The sequence below is a fragment of the Streptomyces sp. NPDC005962 genome (assembly GCF_040629205.1).
Lineage (GTDB): Bacteria > Actinomycetota > Actinomycetes > Streptomycetales > Streptomycetaceae > Streptomyces.
The window spans coordinates 362,664-381,894 of record NZ_JBEXVE010000002.1 but is presented as its reverse complement, the minus strand read 5'-3'; the positions used below and the strand labels follow the sequence as shown (position 1 = coordinate 381,894).

Annotated in this window: 15 protein-coding genes; 8 read left to right on the top strand and 7 right to left on the bottom strand. The window is 71.1% G+C overall.

From position 1 onward, the window contains the following. Positions 1-38 precede the first annotated feature (38 nt). Genes ABZ370_RS05275 through ABZ370_RS05265 form a run of 3 tightly spaced genes read left to right on the top strand, consistent with a single transcriptional unit; the run spans position 39 to position 2,931 of the window. Entirely contained in the window at positions 39-701 is a 663-nt protein-coding gene (locus ABZ370_RS05275) for a tellurium resistance protein (protein WP_358617422.1), read from the top strand. Next, on the top strand, positions 695-1,600 hold the full coding sequence (locus ABZ370_RS05270) for a protein phosphatase 2C domain-containing protein (RefSeq protein ID WP_358616696.1): 906 nt from the start codon (positions 695-697) through the stop codon (positions 1,598-1,600). Before ABZ370_RS05275 ends, ABZ370_RS05270 begins: the two co-directional genes overlap by 7 nt. Then, a complete protein-coding gene (locus tag ABZ370_RS05265) occupies positions 1,597-2,931 on the top strand; it encodes a protein kinase (RefSeq protein ID WP_358616694.1) in 1,335 nt (444 codons plus the stop codon). The genes ABZ370_RS05270 and ABZ370_RS05265 overlap by 4 nt, the downstream gene beginning before the upstream one ends. A 37-nt stretch (positions 2,932-2,968) precedes the next feature. On the opposite strand, the gene ABZ370_RS05260 is transcribed toward ABZ370_RS05265, so the two are convergent. The 5 genes from ABZ370_RS05260 to ABZ370_RS05240 all read right to left on the bottom strand — a co-directional run bounded on the left by ABZ370_RS05260 (position 2,969) and on the right by ABZ370_RS05240 (position 9,256). Next, entirely contained in the window at positions 2,969-3,298 is a 330-nt protein-coding gene (locus ABZ370_RS05260) for a hypothetical protein (protein WP_358616691.1), read from the bottom strand. 84 nt (positions 3,299-3,382) lie between these two features. Further along, on the bottom strand, positions 3,383-4,885 hold the full coding sequence (locus ABZ370_RS05255) for a hypothetical protein (RefSeq protein ID WP_358616688.1): 1,503 nt from the start codon (positions 4,883-4,885) through the stop codon (positions 3,383-3,385). Between the two features lie 161 nt (positions 4,886-5,046). Beyond that, positions 5,047-6,576: an aldehyde dehydrogenase family protein gene (locus tag ABZ370_RS05250; RefSeq protein WP_358616685.1), complete on the bottom strand. Its 1,530-nt coding sequence runs from the start codon at positions 6,574-6,576 to the stop codon at positions 5,047-5,049. Positions 6,577-6,605: 29 nt separating this feature from the next. Beyond that, a complete protein-coding gene (locus tag ABZ370_RS05245; protein ID WP_358616682.1) occupies positions 6,606-8,009 on the bottom strand; it encodes a VOC family protein in 1,404 nt (467 codons plus the stop codon). A 71-nt stretch (positions 8,010-8,080) separates the two neighbouring features. Then, complete coding sequence (locus ABZ370_RS05240) at positions 8,081-9,256, bottom strand: FAD-binding oxidoreductase (RefSeq protein WP_358616679.1); 1,176 nt, start codon at positions 9,254-9,256, stop codon at positions 8,081-8,083. Positions 9,257-9,432: 176 nt separating this feature from the next. Here ABZ370_RS05240 and ABZ370_RS05235 point away from each other — a divergent pair, with 176 nt between their 5' ends. Beyond that, entirely contained in the window at positions 9,433-10,347 is a 915-nt protein-coding gene (locus ABZ370_RS05235) for a LysR substrate-binding domain-containing protein (protein ID WP_358616676.1), read from the top strand. Between the two features lie 139 nt (positions 10,348-10,486). Further along, the gene (locus ABZ370_RS05230; RefSeq protein WP_358616673.1) at positions 10,487-11,632 is read left to right on the top strand and encodes a Glu/Leu/Phe/Val dehydrogenase dimerization domain-containing protein; all 1,146 of its coding nucleotides are present in this window, start codon (positions 10,487-10,489) and stop codon (positions 11,630-11,632) included. A 41-nt stretch (positions 11,633-11,673) separates the two neighbouring features. On the opposite strand, the gene ABZ370_RS05225 is transcribed toward ABZ370_RS05230, so the two are convergent. Then, the gene (locus ABZ370_RS05225; protein ID WP_358616671.1) at positions 11,674-13,464 is read right to left on the bottom strand and encodes an FAD-binding dehydrogenase; all 1,791 of its coding nucleotides are present in this window, start codon (positions 13,462-13,464) and stop codon (positions 11,674-11,676) included. A gap of 188 nt (positions 13,465-13,652) precedes the next feature. Here ABZ370_RS05225 and ABZ370_RS05220 point away from each other — a divergent pair, with 188 nt between their 5' ends. From ABZ370_RS05220 to ABZ370_RS05210, 3 genes are all read left to right on the top strand, one after another. Further along, complete coding sequence (locus ABZ370_RS05220) at positions 13,653-14,870, top strand: helix-turn-helix domain-containing protein (protein WP_358616669.1); 1,218 nt, start codon at positions 13,653-13,655, stop codon at positions 14,868-14,870. Positions 14,871-15,145: 275 nt separating this feature from the next. Then, positions 15,146-15,787 carry a YceI family protein gene (locus ABZ370_RS05215; protein WP_358616666.1) on the top strand — a complete coding sequence of 214 codons (642 nt, stop codon included), beginning with the start codon at positions 15,146-15,148 and terminating at the stop codon, positions 15,785-15,787. An 84-nt stretch (positions 15,788-15,871) separates the two neighbouring features. Beyond that, positions 15,872-17,833 carry a phosphatase PAP2 family protein gene (locus tag ABZ370_RS05210; RefSeq protein WP_358616663.1) on the top strand — a complete coding sequence of 654 codons (1,962 nt, stop codon included), beginning with the start codon at positions 15,872-15,874 and terminating at the stop codon, positions 17,831-17,833. 9 nt (positions 17,834-17,842) lie between these two features. Here ABZ370_RS05210 and ABZ370_RS05205 read toward each other — a convergent pair whose 3' ends face one another. Beyond that, positions 17,843-19,186, bottom strand: coding sequence for an NAD-binding protein (locus tag ABZ370_RS05205; protein ID WP_358616660.1), 1,344 nt, complete (start codon positions 19,184-19,186; stop codon positions 17,843-17,845). Between the last annotated feature and the right edge of the window lie 45 nt (positions 19,187-19,231).

Below are 19,231 nucleotides of genomic sequence, written 5' to 3'. Positions count from 1 at the left end.
GAAAGGGACACGACGTGAGTGACATCCCCGGCGGGCCGATGGCCAACCGGCCGGTCCACTTCATCTGGCTGCTGGACTGCTCATACTCCATGCAGGGCGAGAAGATCGCGCGGCTCAACTACGCCATCCGGGAGGCGATCCCGGAGATGCGCTCCGTGGCGCACGACAATCCCGCGGCGCAGCTGCTGCTGCGTACGCTCACCTTCTCCACTACGGCCCAGTGGCATCACAAGGACCCCGTCCCCGTGGACGACTTCACCTGGCAGGACGTACAGGTGGACGGGATGACCAACCTCGGCGAGGCGCTGGATCTGGTGTCGCGCGAACTTCAGACTCCGCCGATGCCGCAACGTGCGCTGAAGCCGGTGCTGGCGCTGGTCTCCGACGGTGTACCGACCGACGACTGGAGGGCCGGGCTGAAGGCCATCGACGCCACGCCCTGGGGCCGGAAGGCAGTGCGGGTGGCCATCGCCATCGGCGAGGACGCCGACCGGAACGTGCTGCAGGATTTCCTCGGCAACCCGGAGCTGCGGCCGCTGGACGCCAACAGCCCCAAGCAGCTCGCGGCCGCGATCCGCTGGGCGTCGACCGCTGCGGTGAAGGCGGCCTCGCAGCCGGTGGCGGCTTCCTCCGACGCCCTGTCCAAGCCGCTGCCGTACGCTCCGCCGGTGCTGGACGACGACGATGACGACGTGTGGTGAACCAGTCCTGCCTGCCGCGCTGGCAAACACTCAGCGCGTCCTCCCGAGGTGCCAACAAGCACCGTAATCAGGACTGGTACACGGCCGAGGGGTGCGGTACCCGGGCCGATCCTCTGGTCCTCGCGGTCGCCGACGGACACGGATCGGCACGGCATGCCCGCAGCGATGTCGGGGCCCGGCGCGCGGTGGACCTCTTCGCCGCTCATGCCCGGGAGTTCGCGACCCTCACGAACGTGGACAGCGCTGAAGGGCCGCGCAGCCTCAGCTGGCTGATGAACTATGCCCGCGATGTGATGCCGCGTCGGCTGGTCTCCGAGTGGCAACGCAATGTGCTGGGGCACTGGCAGCGCCAATACGAGCTGGACGAGGACTGTTCCGGGACCGGAACCGCTCCGCCCACCGACGAACAGAAGCTGCTGCTGTACGGGGCCACGCTGATCGGCGCCGTGCTGACCCCACGGCTGTTCGCAGCCTGGCAGCTCGGCGACGGGGAACTGACCGTCGTCGAACACGACAGCCGGGTGGATCTGCCGCTCGCTCCGGCAGAGGCGGAGATCGGCGACGAGACGGAGTCGCTGTGCAGCCGTGAGGCATGGCGTCTGGTACGGATGCACTGGGCGCCGATCGTGGAACGGGACCGCATGCCGCGGCTCATCGCCCTGTCCACGGACGGTCTGTCCAAGAGCTTCGCGGCCGACGAGGGCTTCGTCGAGTTCATGGCCGGACTCGACACCCGGTGCTCGGAAGGGGGGCTGGAGAGCGTACGGACCGTGTTGCCCGAATGGCTGGCCAAGGCAGCGCGGTATTCGGGCGACGACACCACCATGGCGGCCGGTCGACGGCCGGAGCAGGACACAGAATCGGCACACGCCGGACCACAGACAACGGAGAGACAATGAGCGGCATGCTCGACACCGGTGCCCGCCTCAGCGCAGACGGCGGCGAAGAGCTCCACATCACCGGTCTACTCGGAGCCGGCGGTCAGGGCGAGGTATATCGCGTATCCACGGCTGTCGGTGACAAGGCGCTCAAGTGGTACTACCCGAGTTGCGCGACGTCGGCTCAGGAGGAGATCGTCCAGGAGCTGGTCGCCCGGGACTTCGACGACGACCGCTTCCTTTGGCCGTCGGCGTTCGTCCGGGGCACACGGCAGGACGCCTTCGGCTATCTGATGGACATCCGCCCGGACCGCTTCAAGGGGCTGCCCGCGCTGTTCAGAAGGCAGCTGCGGACCACGCCGCGCGCCCTCCTGACCGCGGGGCTCTACATGGTGGAGGCGTACCAGGCGCTGCACTCCCGCGGCATCGCCTACCGCGACATCTCCTGGGGGAACATCTTCTTCGACCCCGCCACCGGCGACGTCCTGGTATGTGACAACGACAACGCGGTGGTGGAGGGCGACGCCAGCGGAATCTCCGGGACCATGGAGTTCATGGCACCGGAGCTGGTGCGCGGGGAACCCGGCGCCAGGCCTGGCACACAGACTGATCTGCACTCCCTTTCGGTACTGCTGTTCATGCTGCTCATGAACCACCACCCGCTGAAGGGCAGTCAGGAGCTGGCGATCCGCTGTCTGGACGAGGCGGCGGAGCGGAAGTTGTACGGCAGGCAGCCGCTGTTCGTCTTCGACCCGCAGGACAGCTCGAACGCTCCCGACCCTGTCGAGCAATCCACCGTCCTGCACACCTGGGGTGCCGCTCCCGACGCGCTGAAGGACCTGTTCACGCACAATTTCACCACCGGTCTGCGGGATCCGGCGGCCCGGGTGCGAGAGTCCCAGTGGCGGGACGCACTGCGGGCGGTAGTGGACTCGGTTGTGGACTGTGCGCACTGCGGGCGGCAGAACATGCCCCAGCCCGAGGAGACCACGGCGGGGGCCTGCTGGTCCTGCGAAAACGCCCTGGTACTGCCGCCCCGGATGGTACTCACCACTCCCCCGCCGCGCGCCGAGCGCCATGTCCGGCTACGCCGCGCCGCCCGGGTACACGCCCACCATCTGGTGCCCGAGCCCACGCGGCACGACTACAGCGACGCTACATGCGTCGCCGAGCTCGTCGAACATCCCACGAAACCGGGCAAGTTCGGCCTCATCAACCGTTCGGCAACGACATGGACGGGGACGCGATCGGACGGTACGACCCAGCACATCGAGCCCGGCCAGACCGTTCCGCTCCGCTCCGGGATGGAGCTCGACCTCGGTGGTGCCCAGGCCGTCGTGGAGCCGAAGTAGCGCGGCCGGGGAGCCAGTGCGGCTCCCCGGCCCCGGTTCACGCTCCGATGACCCGCCCCAATTCCTGGGCGAGGGCCAGCCCTCCGCTGCCGGTGGTGAGCCCCAGCGAAATCATTTCCAGGGCCTTGCGGACCCGCCCCTGGTCGGCGGGGCGCTGCTCCTGTTCGGCCTGCAACAGCTCACCGCGCACCACCTCCGCCTGCTCGGCGAGCGACGGCTGACCTTCGGTGCGCAGCTGACGGATGAGCTCGGTCGCCAAGTGCAGCGCCTCGGCCGGACTCGCACCGTGGTGATGGACCTCGATCTTGCCGCCGTCACCAAAGTTGCTCGGGCCCGAGATATCACCGTGGAAATTGAACGTGCTCATCAGTACTCCTGGTCGTGGACATGAACTGCACATCATCTCGTGACGTGCTGTCGGTACGCCGCAACGGGCAGCGCCCAGCCGGGGTCAGGGGCCTCCACCGACGTTCCCGGCCGCCCCTCCGGGGGCCCCTGACGGCTGACCCTGCCCGTACGATGCGGCGATGTGCCCGTTGTTGCCGAAGTTGCTGGGGCCGGTGACATCTCCGGAGAAATTGTATGTCTGGGTGTTGATGACCTGCTGGGCCTGGTCGAAGGAGCTGGTATCGACATTGTGGTCCTTCAGGAACCGCTCCGTCGCAATCAACACGCCCTGCTGGAGGCGGTGCAGGAAGTCCTGGGAGTCCATACGGTCGGAGTGACCCAACTGGTCCCAGGAAGCCACGCGTTCGCGCACACTGTCCACGGCCCCGTAGTCGTAGATGGCATGCCGCTTGGTGATTTCCCTGCGCCGCTTGTCCAGCTCACGCGCCCTGCGGTTCCGCGCCGCACCACGCCGGTGGTTGCGGCCGAGAGAGCCGCGCAACGCCGGCCAAACCTGCCCGGTCGCGAACCGCAGCAGGCTCCACCAGCGTTCAGCACCGTCGACCGGCAAACGGTCCACGACGCTGTAGACACCGCTCACCGGGGGAATCCCGTACGCCGCGACCTCCCACGACAGGCTGGGACTCTGCAGTCGGGCCCGCAGATGCATCGACACGATGACACGTCCGCCGTCGCCGACCCGCTCCAGACTCAGATACGTGCGCATTCCGGCGCCCGGATTCAGCAAGCCCGCCCGCACCAGTTGCTTGGGTATCTGGACACGCGGCCTGCCCAACGGGTCGGGCAGCAGGTCCGGGCCGAGGTGCTGGACATGATTGCCCATGACGTACAGCCGGTTCCTCGCCCGCAGCCCTTCGAGCCCGGCGATGTTCGCCATTTCCTTCGCGACGTAGGTGTGCAGGTCCACGGCGTCGAAGGACTTGATGGCCAGCTTGCCGCCGCCCGGGGCTTCGGCCGGCCGGCTGACGTCGATGGGCTGCCAGACCATTTCCTTGATCTTGTCGCCGCTGCCCACGAAGGGGTTGGTGCGTTCGGCACTCGCGGTGTACGGCACGACGTTGGTCTCCTTCATTTCCAGCAGCCGGGCTTCGGCCTCGGGCGGGGCCGGCGGCGCGAGATCCTCGGGCTTTCCCCCTGCCCGGAACACCTCCTGCGCGGCGCCCCGGGCCTGGCTCTCCGCGGCGTACACCAGCCACCACGCGGCAGCGATGACGACGAGCGCCGCGCCGCCACCCGCCACCGCGGCGACGGACGACCCGTCGACGGATGCGTACAGTGCGACCACCACCGCTGCCCACAGGCCGACGAAGAGCCGGCCGAGCCGACGGTCCCGCGCCTCCATACGCCGGGCACCCATCCGGGCGTGCCGTACGAGCGCCACCAGGTTGACCCCGAGCGGCAGCCCGATCGCGGTCATCCGGTCACCGCTCAGCTCCTCACGCACCTGGCGCGCGAAGCGCTCGTCCAGATGCACTGCGGCACACAGGCGCCGCGTCACCGCGTCGTTCCGGTACCTCGGCAACGCCGGTACCTGCCGTCTCGTCATTCGCCCTCCCCGAGGCTCCGCCCGTTTTCCACCCGTTGCATGGGCACGGCCCTGTCCCACGCGCTGCCGCGTGAGTGACGCTTCCGATACTGGTGGCAACCTTAGCCCGGTGCCTGCTCCTGGCGCTGGTCCACGGGCCCGAGTTGGGGGAGGGCGTGGCGTCAGAGGAAGCTGACGTTCTGGGCGAGGGAGAGGTGGCTGGAGTAGTTGATGGTGTTGGTGGCCGGGCGCATATAGGCGCGCCACGAGTCGGAGCCGGACTCGCGGCCGCCGCCGGTTTCCTTCTCGCCGCCGAAGGCGCCGCCGATCTCGGCGCCGGAGGTGCCGATGTTGACGTTGGCGATGCCGCAGTCGGAGCCCTCGGCGGAGAGGAAGAGTTCGGCTTCGCGCTGGTCGCGGGTGAAGATGCTGGACGACAGGCCCTGGGGGACGTCGTTGTGGAGGGCGATGGCCTCCTCGAAGGTGTCGTAGGTCAGCACGTACAGGATGGGGGCGAAGGTCTCCTCCCGTACGACGTCGCTCTGCTCGTCCACGCGGACGATGACGGGTTCGGCGTACGCGGCCTTCGGCAGCGCGTCGGCCAGGCGGCGGTTGCCGCCCGCCAGGATCTTGCCGCCCTCGGCCCGGACGCGGGTGAGGGCGTGCCGCATGGCGTCGAGGGCGCCGGTGGAGATGAGAGGGCCGACGAGGGTGTCCTCGTCGAAGGGGTCGCCGATGGGCAGCTTGGTGTAGGCGGCGGTGAGCCGGGCCACGAGGGTGTCGGCGATGTCGCGGTGGACGATGAGGCGGCGCAGGGTCGTACAGCGCTGCCCGGCGGTTCCGGCCGCGGCGAACACGATGCCCTGGACGGCGAGGTCGAGGTCGGCGGAGGGGGCGACGACGGCGGCGTTGTTGCCGCCGAGTTCGAGCAGGCTGCGGCCGAAGCGGGCGGCGACGCGGGGGCCGACCTCTCGGCCCATGCGGGTGGAGCCGGTGGCGCTGACGAGGGCGACCCGGGGGTCGTCGACGAGCTTCTCGCCGATGGCGCGGTCGCCGAGCAGCAGCCGGTGGACATCGCGGGGCGCGCCGACGTCCTCGGCGGCCCGGGCGAGGAGCCGGTCGCAGGCCAGGGAGATCAGCGGGGTGAGGTCGGACGGCTTCCAGATCACGGTGTCGCCGCAGGCCAGGGCGACGGCGGTGTTCCAGGACCAGACGGCGGCGGGGAAGTTGAACGCGGAGATGACGCCGACCACGCCGAGCGGGTGCCAGGTTTCGGCGAGCCGGTGGCCGGGGCGCTCGGAGGCGATGGTGCGTCCGTAGAGCTGGCGGGAGAGGCCGACGGCGAAGTCACAGATGTCGATCATTTCCTGGACCTCGCCCAGCGCCTCGGAGCGGATCTTGCCCGCCTCGATGGTGATGAGGTCGGCCAGGTCGCTCTGGTGGTCGCGCAGCAACCCGCCCAGGCGGCGCACGAGTTCGCCGCGCCGGGGGGCGGGGGTGGTGCGCCAGGTGAGGAAGGCCGCGCGGGAGGCGGTGAGGGCCTCTTCGGCGTCGGCGGGGGTCGCGGCTGCCAGCTCGAAGAGGTGGTCGCCGGTGATGGGGGTGCGCGCGGTGAGGCCGCTGCCCGGCGGAACGCTCGCGCCGACGCGCTCCAGGGCGGTACGGGCCCGGCCGCGCAGGTCGTCGGTGGTGGGAAGGACGGTGCTGGTCATGAATGCTCCCTCGGGAAGTGTGGGCTGTTTCAGCCGAGTTCGCCGTCGAGTTCCAGCGCTCGGGCGGCCTGGGCGATGGAGTGGTTCTGCTGCCGCTCGTAGAGGGCGAAGGGGTCGAGGACGTCGCGGCCGATGGCGCCGGACAGCCATGCGCTGTCGTAGGCGGTGCCCGCGTGGTCGTTGTCGCGTGTGCCTTCGCCGGTCAGGTTGGACTGGAAGATCCCGGCCGCGGAGCGGGGCAGGAAGTCCTCGTAGACGATGGGTTCGGTGCGCAGCCAGCCCCGGGCCACCAGCTCGCCGACGTCGGCGGGCGGGCGGCTGCCGTCCCGTGGCCGGTCGGGCACCACGTGATAGGTGAAGTAGGCCAACTCCTCGTCGGCGAGGCTCCGTTCGGTGGCGGGGACGTGTTCCGCCCACAGCGCGCGGGCGATGTCGCCGCGGTCCGCGCCGGGGCGGGCGGCCGCCTCCTGGTCGGTCCGGGTCAGCAGCCGGTCGTAGAGGGCGCGGCCCTCGCGGGTGAGGGCGATGCCGCGCGCCTCGACCTCGCCGAACCGCACCCGCAGGGACCCGTCGGCCACGCCGCCGTCGGCGGTGCGCATGGCCCGGGGTTCGGCCAGGGCCCGGAAGGAGGTCTGGCGCAGCAGCAGATCGGGGCCGTCCCAGTGCGGAGGGCCCTGGATGGTGTCGATCATCTCGATGCCGCGGTCGGTCATGCGCCGGTAGAGCTCGTCGATGTCCAGGACGCGGGGGGTGAGGTGGTTGATGTGGGTGCTGCGGACGCCGCCGATGTCCGCGGCGACGGCGGAGACGCGTTCCAGGGTTGCGTACCAGCCCTGGTCGATCGGCTCGGCCGACAGCTCGAAGGCACCCACGGCCAGCTGGAGGAAGCGTTCCGCCGCCGCTTCGGGCAGTTCGCCCGTCGCCTCGGCCCGGTCGGCGAGGGCGAGCAGCTCCGGCGGGAACAGCTCACGTCCGGCGAGGAAGGTTTCCAGCCGGGCGCGCAGATCGTCGTCGAAGAAGCGCGGGTCGGCGGGGGTGAGCATGGAGGTGAAGACGCGGAAGGGGTTGCGCGCGAGTTCCTCGCCGTCGGTGGGGCGGAAGGCGGTGGAGATGACGGGCACCGCGCTGGCGGCGGCCTCGCGCAGGTCGTAGAAGCCGGTCGGACGCATGCCGAGGGCGCCGAAGACGCGCGCGACCTGGCTCATTTCCCGCGGGGTGCCGACGCGGATCGCGCCGTGCCGTTCCGCGGTGACCCGGCTGATGGAGCCCAGCCGTTCGGCGTCGGCGCCCCGGGCGCGCAGCACGTCGTCGTTGACCTCGCGGGAGACGTCCACAAGGGTGGTGTAGGCGGGGACCTCCCGCCCGTACATGTCCGAGAGCCGGGCGGCGAACGCGGCGCGCAGCTGCCACTGACGATGTGTCCGGCTGGTCATCGGGAGTGCTGCCTTTCGGTTGGCTGCCGTGCGGTCGGCGGTGTGCGGTCGAGGGTGGTGCGGTCGGCGGTTCACACCACATGGGCTTCGGGGCGCGTCCGCGCCCCGGTGGTGAAGCGGTCGGCGCTGAACGGGCGGACGTCGAGGAACGGTGTGCGGTCCAGATACAGGTCACGGACGATCTCACCGACCGCCGGGGCCATGAGGAAGCCATGCCCGGAAAACCCGGTCGCGTAAAAGAAGTTGTCCAGGTCGTTCGCCCGGCCGATCAGGGCGTTGTGGTCCGGGGTGATCTCGTAGAGCCCGGCCCAGCCGTCGGCCGTCTCCATATCGGCCAGGGCCGGGGCTCGGCGCCGGGCGGCGGCGCGGAACAGCTCCAGCCAGTCCGGGGTCCAGTTGGTGTCGTAGCCCTCGGCCTGGCCGGGGTCGGCGAGGCCGAACAGCAGCCCGTCGTCGCTGTTGTGGAAGTAGGCCGTGGACGAGAAGTCGATGGTGAAGGGTATGCGCGGGGCGGGCGGGGCAAGCGGGGCGGTGAAGGCCACCTGACGGCGTACCGGACGCACCGGGAGGCTGATGTCCAGCATGTCCCCGATCCGCGCCGACCAGGCGCCCGCGGTACAGATGACGGTGGCGCAGGCGATCGGCCCGTGGTCGGTGTGCACGGTGGTGATCCGGTCCCCGGCGGTGTCGATGGCGGTGACGGCGGTGTGCGTGGCGAACGTGACCCCGGCCCGGGACGCGGCGCGCGCGTAGCCCTGGATGACCAGCCCGGGGCGGGCATGGCCGTCGGTGGGCGAGTGGACGGCCGCCACGAGCCCGTCGGTGCTGACGTAGGGGCACAGACGGTGTGCCTCGTCCGAGCCGATCATGCGGCTGGGCACGTCGAGCGCGTTCTGGGTCCTGACGCAGGCCTCGAAGTCCGCCGCCTGCTGGTCGCTGGTGAGCAGGAAGAGGTAGCCGACGCTGTCGAGCCGGATGTCGGCGCCGGGACGGTGCGGGAAGTCCTGGTAGGCGCGCAGACTACGGCTGCCCAGCTGGATGTTGAGCGGGTCGGAGAACTGGGCCCGCACACCGCCGATGGGCTTGCCCGAGCTGCCGCAGCCCAGGTCTCCGCGCTCGACGACGACGATGTTCTCCACCCCGGCCTCGGCCAGGTGGAAGGCGGTGCTGGTACCCATGACACCGCCGCCGATGATCACGACGTCGGCGGCGGGCGGAACGGTGCGGAAGGAGGACGAGGAGGACAAGTGGCCGATCCCTTCCCGAGGCGGGCGCCGGGTCCGAAAAGGGTCTCCGGCCCCGGGCGCGGCGCGGCTGTCGCAGTGCGTGACGATGCCGATCAGCGATCTGCCGGTCATCGTGCAGCACTCCGACCATTGACGTCCATGAACAGTTATTGCTCGTGATCTATTAGGGTCTCTATATGGACTGGACGAGTGCCCAGCTGCGTTCCCTCGTCGAACTGACCCGGCGCGGCACCATCACGGCGGTGGCCGAGTCGCTGGGGTACACCCCCGGCGGAGTCTCCCAGCAGATCGCCGCACTGGAGAAGGCCACCGGCATGGAGCTGCTGCGGCGGACCGGGCGCAGAGTGGAGCTGACCGACGCGGGGATGACGCTGGCCCGGCACGCCGAGCGGATTCTGTCCACGGAGGCCGAGGCCGTCGAGGCGCTGGAGCGCACCCGCAACGACGCCTCGGGTACGCTGCTGGTCGGCCTGTTCACCACGGCCGCCGCCGAGATCCTGCCCCCGGCCCTGCGCAAGGTGCGCGAGGAGCATCCGGGGCTGACGGTCCGCAGCCGTGACATGGACGTGGACGAGGTGTACGACGCGGTGGCCTCCGGGGCCGTGGATCTGGCGCTCGGCCTCGACTATCCGGATCTGCCGATCCCGCGCGATCCGGCCCTGCGGGTGACGCAGCTGCACCGGGAGCGCTTCTCGCTCGCGGTGCCGACCGGTTCGATGGGCCGCCGGGAGACGGTCTCCATGGCGCAGACCCGGAACCTGGGGTGGATTCTGCCGTCCGCCGAGAGCTATTACGGGCGCGCCGTGCGCACCGCCTTCCGCCGGGCGGGCGTCGAACCGGAGGTGCTGCACGAGGTGACGGACACCGCGGCGACCCTGGCGCTGGTCGAGGCGGGGGTGGGGGTGAGCACGGTGACGGATCTGATGCTCAGGCTGCGGCCGTCACGCTTCGATGTGGTGCGGCTGCGCGAGACGGTCGAGCGGCACATCGTCGTGGTGTTCCGCTGCGCCGCGGAGCGGCGGCCGACCGTGGTGGCCCTGGTCGACGTCCTGCGCGCCGTGACGCGGACGGGGCTGGGCGGGGCAGCGTAAGCGTTCCTTGCTCCCCGGCGTCATTTCTGTCGCCCTGCCGACCCTTGTGTGCCGGTGTCGGCGGCCACATCGTGAGGTGGACCGATCTACGGAGAAGAACCGGAGAAGGACCGAGAGCGACCGAGAAGGACGGACAGACGTGGCTGACGCACTCTCGCTCGTCGACGACTGGGGCCCCGAGAAGATCGTCGTCGTCTCCCACCGGCGTACCGGCATGAAGGGCGTGCTGGTCATCGACAACACGGCCCGGGGCATCGGCAAGGGCGGAACCCGGATGAGCCCCACGGTGACGGTCGGGGAAGTCGCCCGGCTGGCCCGGGTCATGACGTGGAAGTGGGCCGGTGTCGACCTCTTCTACGGTGGCGCCAAGGCGGGCATCGTCGCCGATCCGGCGTCCCGCGACAAGGAGGCGATCCTGCGCGCGTTCGCCCGCGCGCTGTCCAACGAGGTGCCCCGCGAGTATGTGATGGGGCTGGACATGGGGCTGACGGAGAGCGACGCGGCCATCATCCAGGACGAGTTGGGCGACCGCGGCGCCGCCGTCGGCACCCCGGAGCACCTGGGCGGCGTCGCCTACGACAAGCTCGGGGTCACGGGCTACGGCGTCGCGGAGGCCGCCGATGCCGCCGCGCGGCGGAGCGGGCTGTCCCTGTCCGGCTGCCGGGTGGCCATCCAGGGGTTCGGCGCCGTGGGCGCCGCCGCGGCGGCACGCTTCGCCGAACTGGGCGCCACCGTCGTGGCCGTGTCCACGGCCCGTGGCGCGCTGCACGATCCCGGCGGGCTGGACGTACCCGCCCTGCTGGCCGCCCGCGAGGAGCACGGCGACGACTTCGTCGGCCGCCACGCCCGGGGCGAGGTGCTCGCCTCCGGCCGGGAACTCACCGTCGACTGCGACATCCTGGTCCCCGCCGCCCTGCAGGACGTCATCGACGACCGGACGGCTCACCTGATCAAGGCCGGGCTGGTGGTCGAGGGCGCCAATCTGCCCACCTCCCCGGCGGCTCAGGAGATCCTCGCCGGGCGGGGTGTCACCGTGCTGCCCGACTTCGTGGCCAACGCCGGTGGTGTCGTCGCCGCCGCGTTCGCCATGGACGCCCGCTACTCCGGGTTCCGGCCCGAGACGGCCACCATCTTCGAGACGATCTCCACCCGGCTGCGCGCGAACGCCGTCACCGTCCTGGACGAGGCCGAGCGCCGTGGCACCACTCCGCACACGGCCGGGCTCGGGCTGGCCGAGGAGCGCGTCCGCACCGCCATGCGCAGCAAGGGACGGCTGCCCGGCTGAGCCGATCGCCGCCGGGGGGCAGGTCGCGGGCCGCCGAGGCGTCAGGTCGCGGTGGCGTCGGCCGCGGCCCGCCCCGTCTGCCGTCCGGAGAACAGGCAGCCACCCAGGAACGTGCCTTCCAGGGAGCGGTAGCCATGGACTCCGCCGCCGCCGAACCCCGCCGCCTCCCCGGCCGCGTACAGCCCCGGCACCGGTTCACCATCGGCGCCCAGGACGCGGCCGGACAGGTCGGTCTGGAGGCCGCCGAGGGTCTTGCGGGTGAGGATGTTGAGGCGTACGGCGATCAGCGGTCCGGCGGCGGAGTCCATGATCTTGTGCACCGGGGCCGTGCGGCTGAGGGTGTCGCCGGGGTAGGCGAGGGCGTTGCGGATGCCCATGACCTGGACGTCCTTGGTGTACGGGTTGTCGATCTCCCGGTCCCGTGCGTCGATCTGCCGCTTGAGGTCGGCCAGGTCGATGAGGTTGTCCCCGGTCAGCTTGTTCATCCCGCGGACCAGTTCGGACAGTGACGTGGCGACGACGAAGTCCACGCCGTTCTTCTTGAACTTCTCGATCGGCTCCGGGGTCTGCCAGATACGCGAGAGGAGTTGCAGGATGTCCTTGTTGGTGAGGTCCGGGTTCTGCTCGGAGCCGGAGAGCGCGAACTCCTTCGCGATGATCTTCTGTGTGGTGACGAACCAGGAGTAGTCGTAGCCGGACTCGGTGATCGTCTTCAGGGTGCTGAGGGTGTCGTATCCGGGGAGGTCGGGGGCGGAGAACCGCTTGCCCTTGGCGTCGAACCACATCGAGGACGGCCCCGGCAGGATGCGGATGCCGTGGTCGGGCCAGATCGGGTCGTAGTTCTTCAGCCCCTCGGTGTAGTGCCACATCCGGTCGGGGTTGACGATCCGCCCGCCCGCCTTCTCGGTGATGGCCAGCATGCGGCCGTCCACATACGCCGGAACGCCGGTGATCATGCGCTTGGGCGGGGTGCCCAGCCGGTCCGGCCAGTTCTGCCGTACGAGATCGTGGTTGGCGCCAATGCCGCCGGAGGTGACGACGACCACCGGCGCGCGCAGCTCGAAGTCGCCGACCACGGTGCGGGAAGTGGCCTTGCCGCGCTGGGCGTTGCTCGGTTCCAGGACCGCGCCGCGGACACCGGTCACGGCGCCGCCGGTGGTCACGATCTCGTCGACGCGGTACCGGTGTTTGAGCGTCACGTGGCCGTCCGCCACCGCGGCCCGCACCTTCTTCTCGAACGGCTCGACCACGGCCGGGCCGGTGCCCCAGGTGACGTGGAAGCGGGGCACCGAGTTGCCGTGGCCGTCCGCGAGACCGCCACCGCGCTCGGCCCAGCCGACGATCGGGAACCAGCGCACCCCGAGCCCGTACAGCCAGGACCGCTTCTCGCCCCCGGCGAAGTCGACGTAGGCCTCGGCCCACTGGTGGGCCCAGTGGTCCTGGCCGCGCGGATCGCTCACGCCACGGTCGAATCCGGCCGTGCCCAGCCAGTCCTGCCAGGCCAGTTCGTGGGAGTCCTTGATGCCCATCAGACGCTGCTCATCGGAGTCGACGAAGAACAGCCCGCCGAAGGACCAGAACGCCTGCCCGCCCATATTGCTCTCCGGTTCCTGGTCCAGGAGCAGCACCTTGCGCCCCGCCGCCGCCAGTTCCGCCGTCGCGACGAGTCCGGCGAGCCCGTGGCCGACCACGATCGCGTCGGCGGCCGTGTCCGAGGACCCGGCCGCGAAGGCGGGGACCGCCTGGTCGAGGGTGGCCGCCACGACGACGCCTCCGGCCACCGTCAGGGCGCGGCGTCGGGTGATCGGCGTCGGGGATGCGGGGTTCTCCATGGGCTGCCCTCCCGGTGAGGTGCGGACAGCGCGGGGCGACGCGATGGCTGTCACCGCGGCCGCCGCGCTGTTACCGTCGGTAGCGCACAGGAAATCAGGTCCGCACGGCGGCGCGGTAGTAGCCGGGCGCCAACGCGGTCACCGCTTCGTTGTGGCCCGGCGACAGCGCCAGGACGGAAAAGGGGCTCATGGCTGTCGTCCAGGAGCGCGAGCCGGTCACCGAGATCCTGCGGGCCATGGCCGTCGACGCGGACGTATGCGGCGAACTCGTGCGCGCGGCGCGCGCCCACTCCCCCGAGGTGGCCCGGCTGACCGAGGCGGAGACCCGCTCCCATGTGCTGGCGATGATCCGCGCGGCCGGTGCGTGGTTCGGCACCTTCGACCGGGTCGAGGAACAGGACTTCACCACCGCCCTGCTGTTGGGCGCCGACCGGGCAGGCCAGGGCGTGCCGATGACCGCCGTGCTGCGCGGTGTGCAGGCCGCGCTCACCCGGGTCGCGGAGATCAGCGTCGACCGCTGCCGGATGTCCGGGGTGCCCGACAGTGCGCTGCTCCCCGTCATCCTCCGGCTGAAGGAGTACGGCGACGCCATCGAGCGCCATGTCATCAACGGGTACCACGCGGCGGAGCGGGGACCGGCACCCGAGGCGCACGAGATCCGCACCCGGCTGCTCCGGCGGGTACTGGTCGACGGAGTCGCCCCCGGCGCCGAGGAGTTGGGAAGGGCCGGAATCCGGGCGGAGGACGGCCACGCCCCGTATCACTGCCTCGTCGCCGAGGCCACCGGGCCCGGGCACGCCCACCGTCTGACGCACCGGTTCTCCGCGCTGCGCGGGCTGTCCGGGCTGGTCGAGGGACGGGTGGTGGGCCTGTGCGCCCGGCTGCCACAGGGCGAAGACCCGGACCTGCCCGCCCTGGTCGTGGCCTCTCCGGCGGCTCCCCTGGACCGGCTACGCCCGCTGTACCGGCTCTGTGTACGCGCCGTGGACCTCGGCACGGCGGAGGGGCGGCAGGGATGGTACGAACTCACCGACTTCGCCGCGGAGATCGCCGTGGCGGACCAGCCGCTGCTGGGCGCCCACCTGAGCGACCGGCTCCTGGGCGGCCTCGACCCGTCGGACGCGTTCCACCGTCAACTCGCCCTCACCGCACTGACGTTCCTCGACTGTGGCCGCCGCCTGGACCAGAGTGCGGCGACCCTGTTCACCCACCCCAACACCATCCGCTACCGGCTCGGCCGGTTCCAGCAGATCACCGGCACCTCGCTGACCGACACCCGGCCCGACGGCCGCGGCGGGCCGCTGGAGACCCTGCACCGGTGGTGGGCCCTGACCACCTGGCTGGGCCGGTCCCCCACACAATCCGCCACAGCTATTCGCGATGGTGGAGATTCTTTGAAGAAATGAAACCGAAGAGTGACGGCGCGTATGCCGGAGATAAAGCGGTGATGCCGAATGCGGAACAAGGCCGGGTGCCCAAAGAGCGTTTCGTCCGCCGATTCGCCGCCATTCGACACTCCGCACCGCATCGTTTCATGTGAAGACGCGGTGTCGATCCATGGCCATGAGGCCGTCGGGCGGGGGGAATTGCGGCCCGAGCGGTAGGGTGACCTGTGCAGTCCCGGGTCGGCTCATGAACAGGACTTGCAGCGATACTTACCCGTGCAGTAACAACATGGCCCATGAAACTGTTTACTCGCAACTTCGCGCCTCGCAGCTCGGTTACCCAGGACGCTCCTGCCTCCCCCGACCGTGCCGACCAGTCGGGCCCCGGACTGTCGGCGCTCACCGGGGAATGGACTATCGACGCGGCGCACAGCAGGATCGGTTTCTCCGTCCGGCACGCCATGGTGACCACGGTGCGCGGCGCCTTCACCGCCTATGAAAGCCGTCTTCACTTCGACGGCCGGGACCCGGCCCGCTCCCGGGCCGAGATCGTGCTGTCCACCGCCAGCGTGGACACCGGTGTCGAGCAGCGCGACGCCCATCTGATGAGCCGCGACTTCCTGGACGCCCGGACCTATCCGCGCATCTCCTTCCGGAGCCGCTCGGTGGAGCTCGCGGGCCAGGACGTGTACCGCATGTCCGGTGACCTCACCATCAGGGACGCCACCCACCCCGTGGTCCTGGAGCTGACCTACATCGGGCACGTCACCGACCCCTTCGGCGACGAGCGGATCGGCTTCGACGGCACCACCACCATCAACCGTTCCGACTGGGGCCTGACCTACAGCGCCAAACTGGCCCAGGGCGGCGCCATGGTGAGCGAGAAGGTGCGCCTCCAGTTCGACATCGCGGCCATCCGCACCCCTGCCACCGGCTGACCCACCCCTCCGCCGTGGAGGCCTCTACACTTCCTTCGCGTCACGTCTCCAGCAAGCGCTTACGACGAGAATCGCGAGGGCAGCATGACGGCGCGTACCTCCCCCGGCCGGTCCGCGGGACCCACTCTGGACCGCAGGGGTTTCCTCCGGCGTTCCGCCTCCGTTCCGGCGGGGCTGATCACCGTCCCGACGGCGTTATCCCTCCTGTCCGGCTCCCCGGCCAGGGCGGCGGAGCGGACGGCCGGGCGGGTCCTCACCTCCTTCGTCGACGACTACAAGACCAACACCACCGCCAACGTCACCCCCGAGACCAACGCGGCCCTCCGCGTCCTGAGCGGTGTGCGGCGGCTCTGGCACACCGGCACGGCCTGGAACAACGGCGCCCCGCGCGCGGCCGCCGTGCTGCACGCCAACATGCGCTACTCGATCGCCCTCACCACGCGGCGCACCGACGCGCAGGCCCGGGAATCCTTCCTCTACGACCGCCAGGACCAGAGTTACGCGGCCACCGCCGGTCTCGGCCCGCTCACCGAGATCTACCGCACCGGCGCCAAGGCCGTCACCAGCATCACCGGCGCCCCGGACACCACCCCGGCCACCACGGTGAGCGACGCCGTACCGCCCGGCGCGCCCGCCGGTTCCGCCATCGGGGCCGGGGCCACCGACTCGGACCTGGGCGACGTCGTCCGGCTCGTGCGGACGCTGCGCGGCCCGTACGCGTCGGGCAACCCCGCCAAGTTCGGCTACCAGTACCCCCGTCCGTGGCGGATGACGGAGCGCAACGAGGTCGTCGACACCGGCGCCACGGACGCCTTCGGCTTCCCCGTCTACGCCTCCGAGGTGGCCGTCACCCCGCAGTTGCTGCGCCAGCGCGGCGGCACGCCGTCGGAGGACGGCGGTTTCCCCAGCGGCCACACCAACGCGCTGTACCTGGCCGGTCTGGCGCTGGCGTACGCGATACCCGAGAGGTTCCAGGAGCTGGTGACCCACGCCTCCGCGGCCGCCCACACCCGGATCGTGTCCGGCATGCACTCCGCCCTCGACGTCGTCGGCGGGCGCATCCTGGCCACCGCGCTGGCCGCCGCCGCGCTGTACGACCCGGCCAACGCCGGGCTCAAGGCCGCCGCGCGCCGGCAGGCAGCCGACTACCTCCGCTCCCGGACCGGCACCACGGCCGACACGCTCTGGGACTACGCGCACTCGGCCGCCACGGACACCGACCCGTACGCCGACCGTGCCGCCAACGCCCGGGCGTTCACCCCACGTCTGACCTACGTCCTGCCCGGGGGCGGCGAGCACCGCGAGATGACCGTGCCCAAGGGCGCCGAGGTGCTCATCGAGACCCGGCTGCCCTATCTCACCGCGCACCAGCGCCGGGAGGTGCTGCGCACCACCGCCCTGCCCTCCGGCTACGCCCTGCTGGAGGGGCCCGAGCAGTGGGGGCGGCTCAACCTCTTCGCGGCGGCGGACGGTTTCGGGGCCTTCGACCGCGACGTCCGCGTGGAGATGGACGCGCGGCAGGGCGGGTTCCACACGGCCGACGCCTGGCGCAACGACATCTCCGGCGACGGCGGGCTCGTCAAACGGGGCACCGGCACCCTGACCCTCACCGGCCGCAACCGCTACACCGGCGGCACCCGCGTCGAGGCCGGAACCCTGGTCGCGGGGGCACCGGACGCGCTGGGCACGGGAGAGGTCCACGTGCACGGCGGCGGGGCGCTGCGGCTCGCGTCCCCCGGCGGGGTGCGGGCGCGGCGGGGGATGGTCGTGGCCTCCGGCGCCACGCTGGAGGTGGCGGCGGGCACCGTCGAGGACGGTACGCCCGCGCTCACGGTCGCCCGCTCCGCCGTGCTCGGCGACGGCAGTGTCCTGGACATCCGGCTGGACGGCCACCGCTCCCCCGCCCGGCACACCGTCATCCGGGTGCTGCGTGCCCGCGGCGGGCTGCGCGGCCGGTTCGCCGCCATCCGGGTCCGCTTCGAGGGGCACACGTACACGGCCGTACCGTCGTACTCCCGCGACACGCTGACCGTACGCCTGGAGTGAACCGCGGGGTCAGCGATCGGCGTGGCCGCAGCGCTCCGGCTGCGGCCACGGTACGAACGCCCCGTCCGCCCGCTCCACCAGGAGCCGCTTGTCGTGGGCCAGCACCCCGCGCGGCCGGAGCCCGGTCAGGCTCGCGGTGGTGTACGCGGCGCTCAGGCTGCCCAGGTCGTGCACCAGGCCGATCTTGAACAGCGAACGGGTCTCCGCGATGGCCTCGTGGTCCCCGGCGCGCATCACCACCCGCAGCTCGGGCGCGACGGCGAGTGCCGCCACCGAGACGGCGATGTTGTCCAGGTCGTCCGAAGCCACCGCGGCCATCGCCTGCGCACGCCCGAGGCGCAGGGTGCGCAGCACGTACCGGTCCCTGGCGTCGGCGACGACGACGGGCACCCCGAGCGCCCTGGCCAGCCGGAGGTTCGGGGCCTTCGGGTTCCGCTCGACCGCGACCACACCGATACCCAGGTCCTGCAACTGGGTGCACAATCGCAGCCCGACCTGTCCGAGCCCGACGACGACCACATGGCCGCCCCGGGGCAGGGCGCGCGGACCCACGATGCCGATCGCCCTCGGGGCCAGCAGCCGGTCGACCACACCTGCCGTGAAGACGGCGGTGAAGACGATGGTGATGAGCATCGCGAGGCCGGAGAACATCAGATACGCGTGCGAGCCGTGGGCGAGCGCCGGGCCGACGGCGGATACGGTGCGCGCCGCCTCGAAGAACGCCTCGACGGGTGTGCGGTGGTGCAGGGCCACCAGCCAGACCCAGTCCGTCAGCAGCACGGCGAGCAGCCCGGCGAAACCCATCAGCATGATCCGCGAACCGCCGTCGTGCGGCCGCAGCTGTCCCCGGAACTTCCCCAGCCACGCCCGGTATCGCAGGGAACGCGGCGGCCGGTACGGCTGGAGGCGCACGGTGTCCCCGTCCCAGCGGGCGCCCGCGTGGCCCGAGGGGGTCGTGGTGAGGGCGAGCAGATCGGGCTGGAGGCAGCCCGCCAGGAGGACCGGCGCGGCCACGTCGGCCGGGGAGGTGACCTGGCAGTTCGGGATGACCCGCACCAGTTGCTCGGCCACCGTCCGGTCGAAGATCGTCACCACCAGGGGGACCTTGGGGTGGATGTGTTCCACCGCGAGCGCGTAGCGCAGGGCCTCGGCGTCGTCCTCCAGCAGGATCGCGACGCCCGCCACCTCCCGGTCCAGCGCCCGGCGCAGCTCCTCGTCCGTGGGCTGGGCGAAGTGGCGCACCCGGTGTCCGGCCGCCCGCAGGGAACCGCAGACCTTGCGCGCCACCTCGCTGCCGATCACGACGAAGTACCGCTCACCGACCGCGTCGGGGGTGTGCCGCTCCTCCCGCATCCGGCTCCTCCTCGGCGCACTCGACCTTGGCGTTTGCCCGCACAC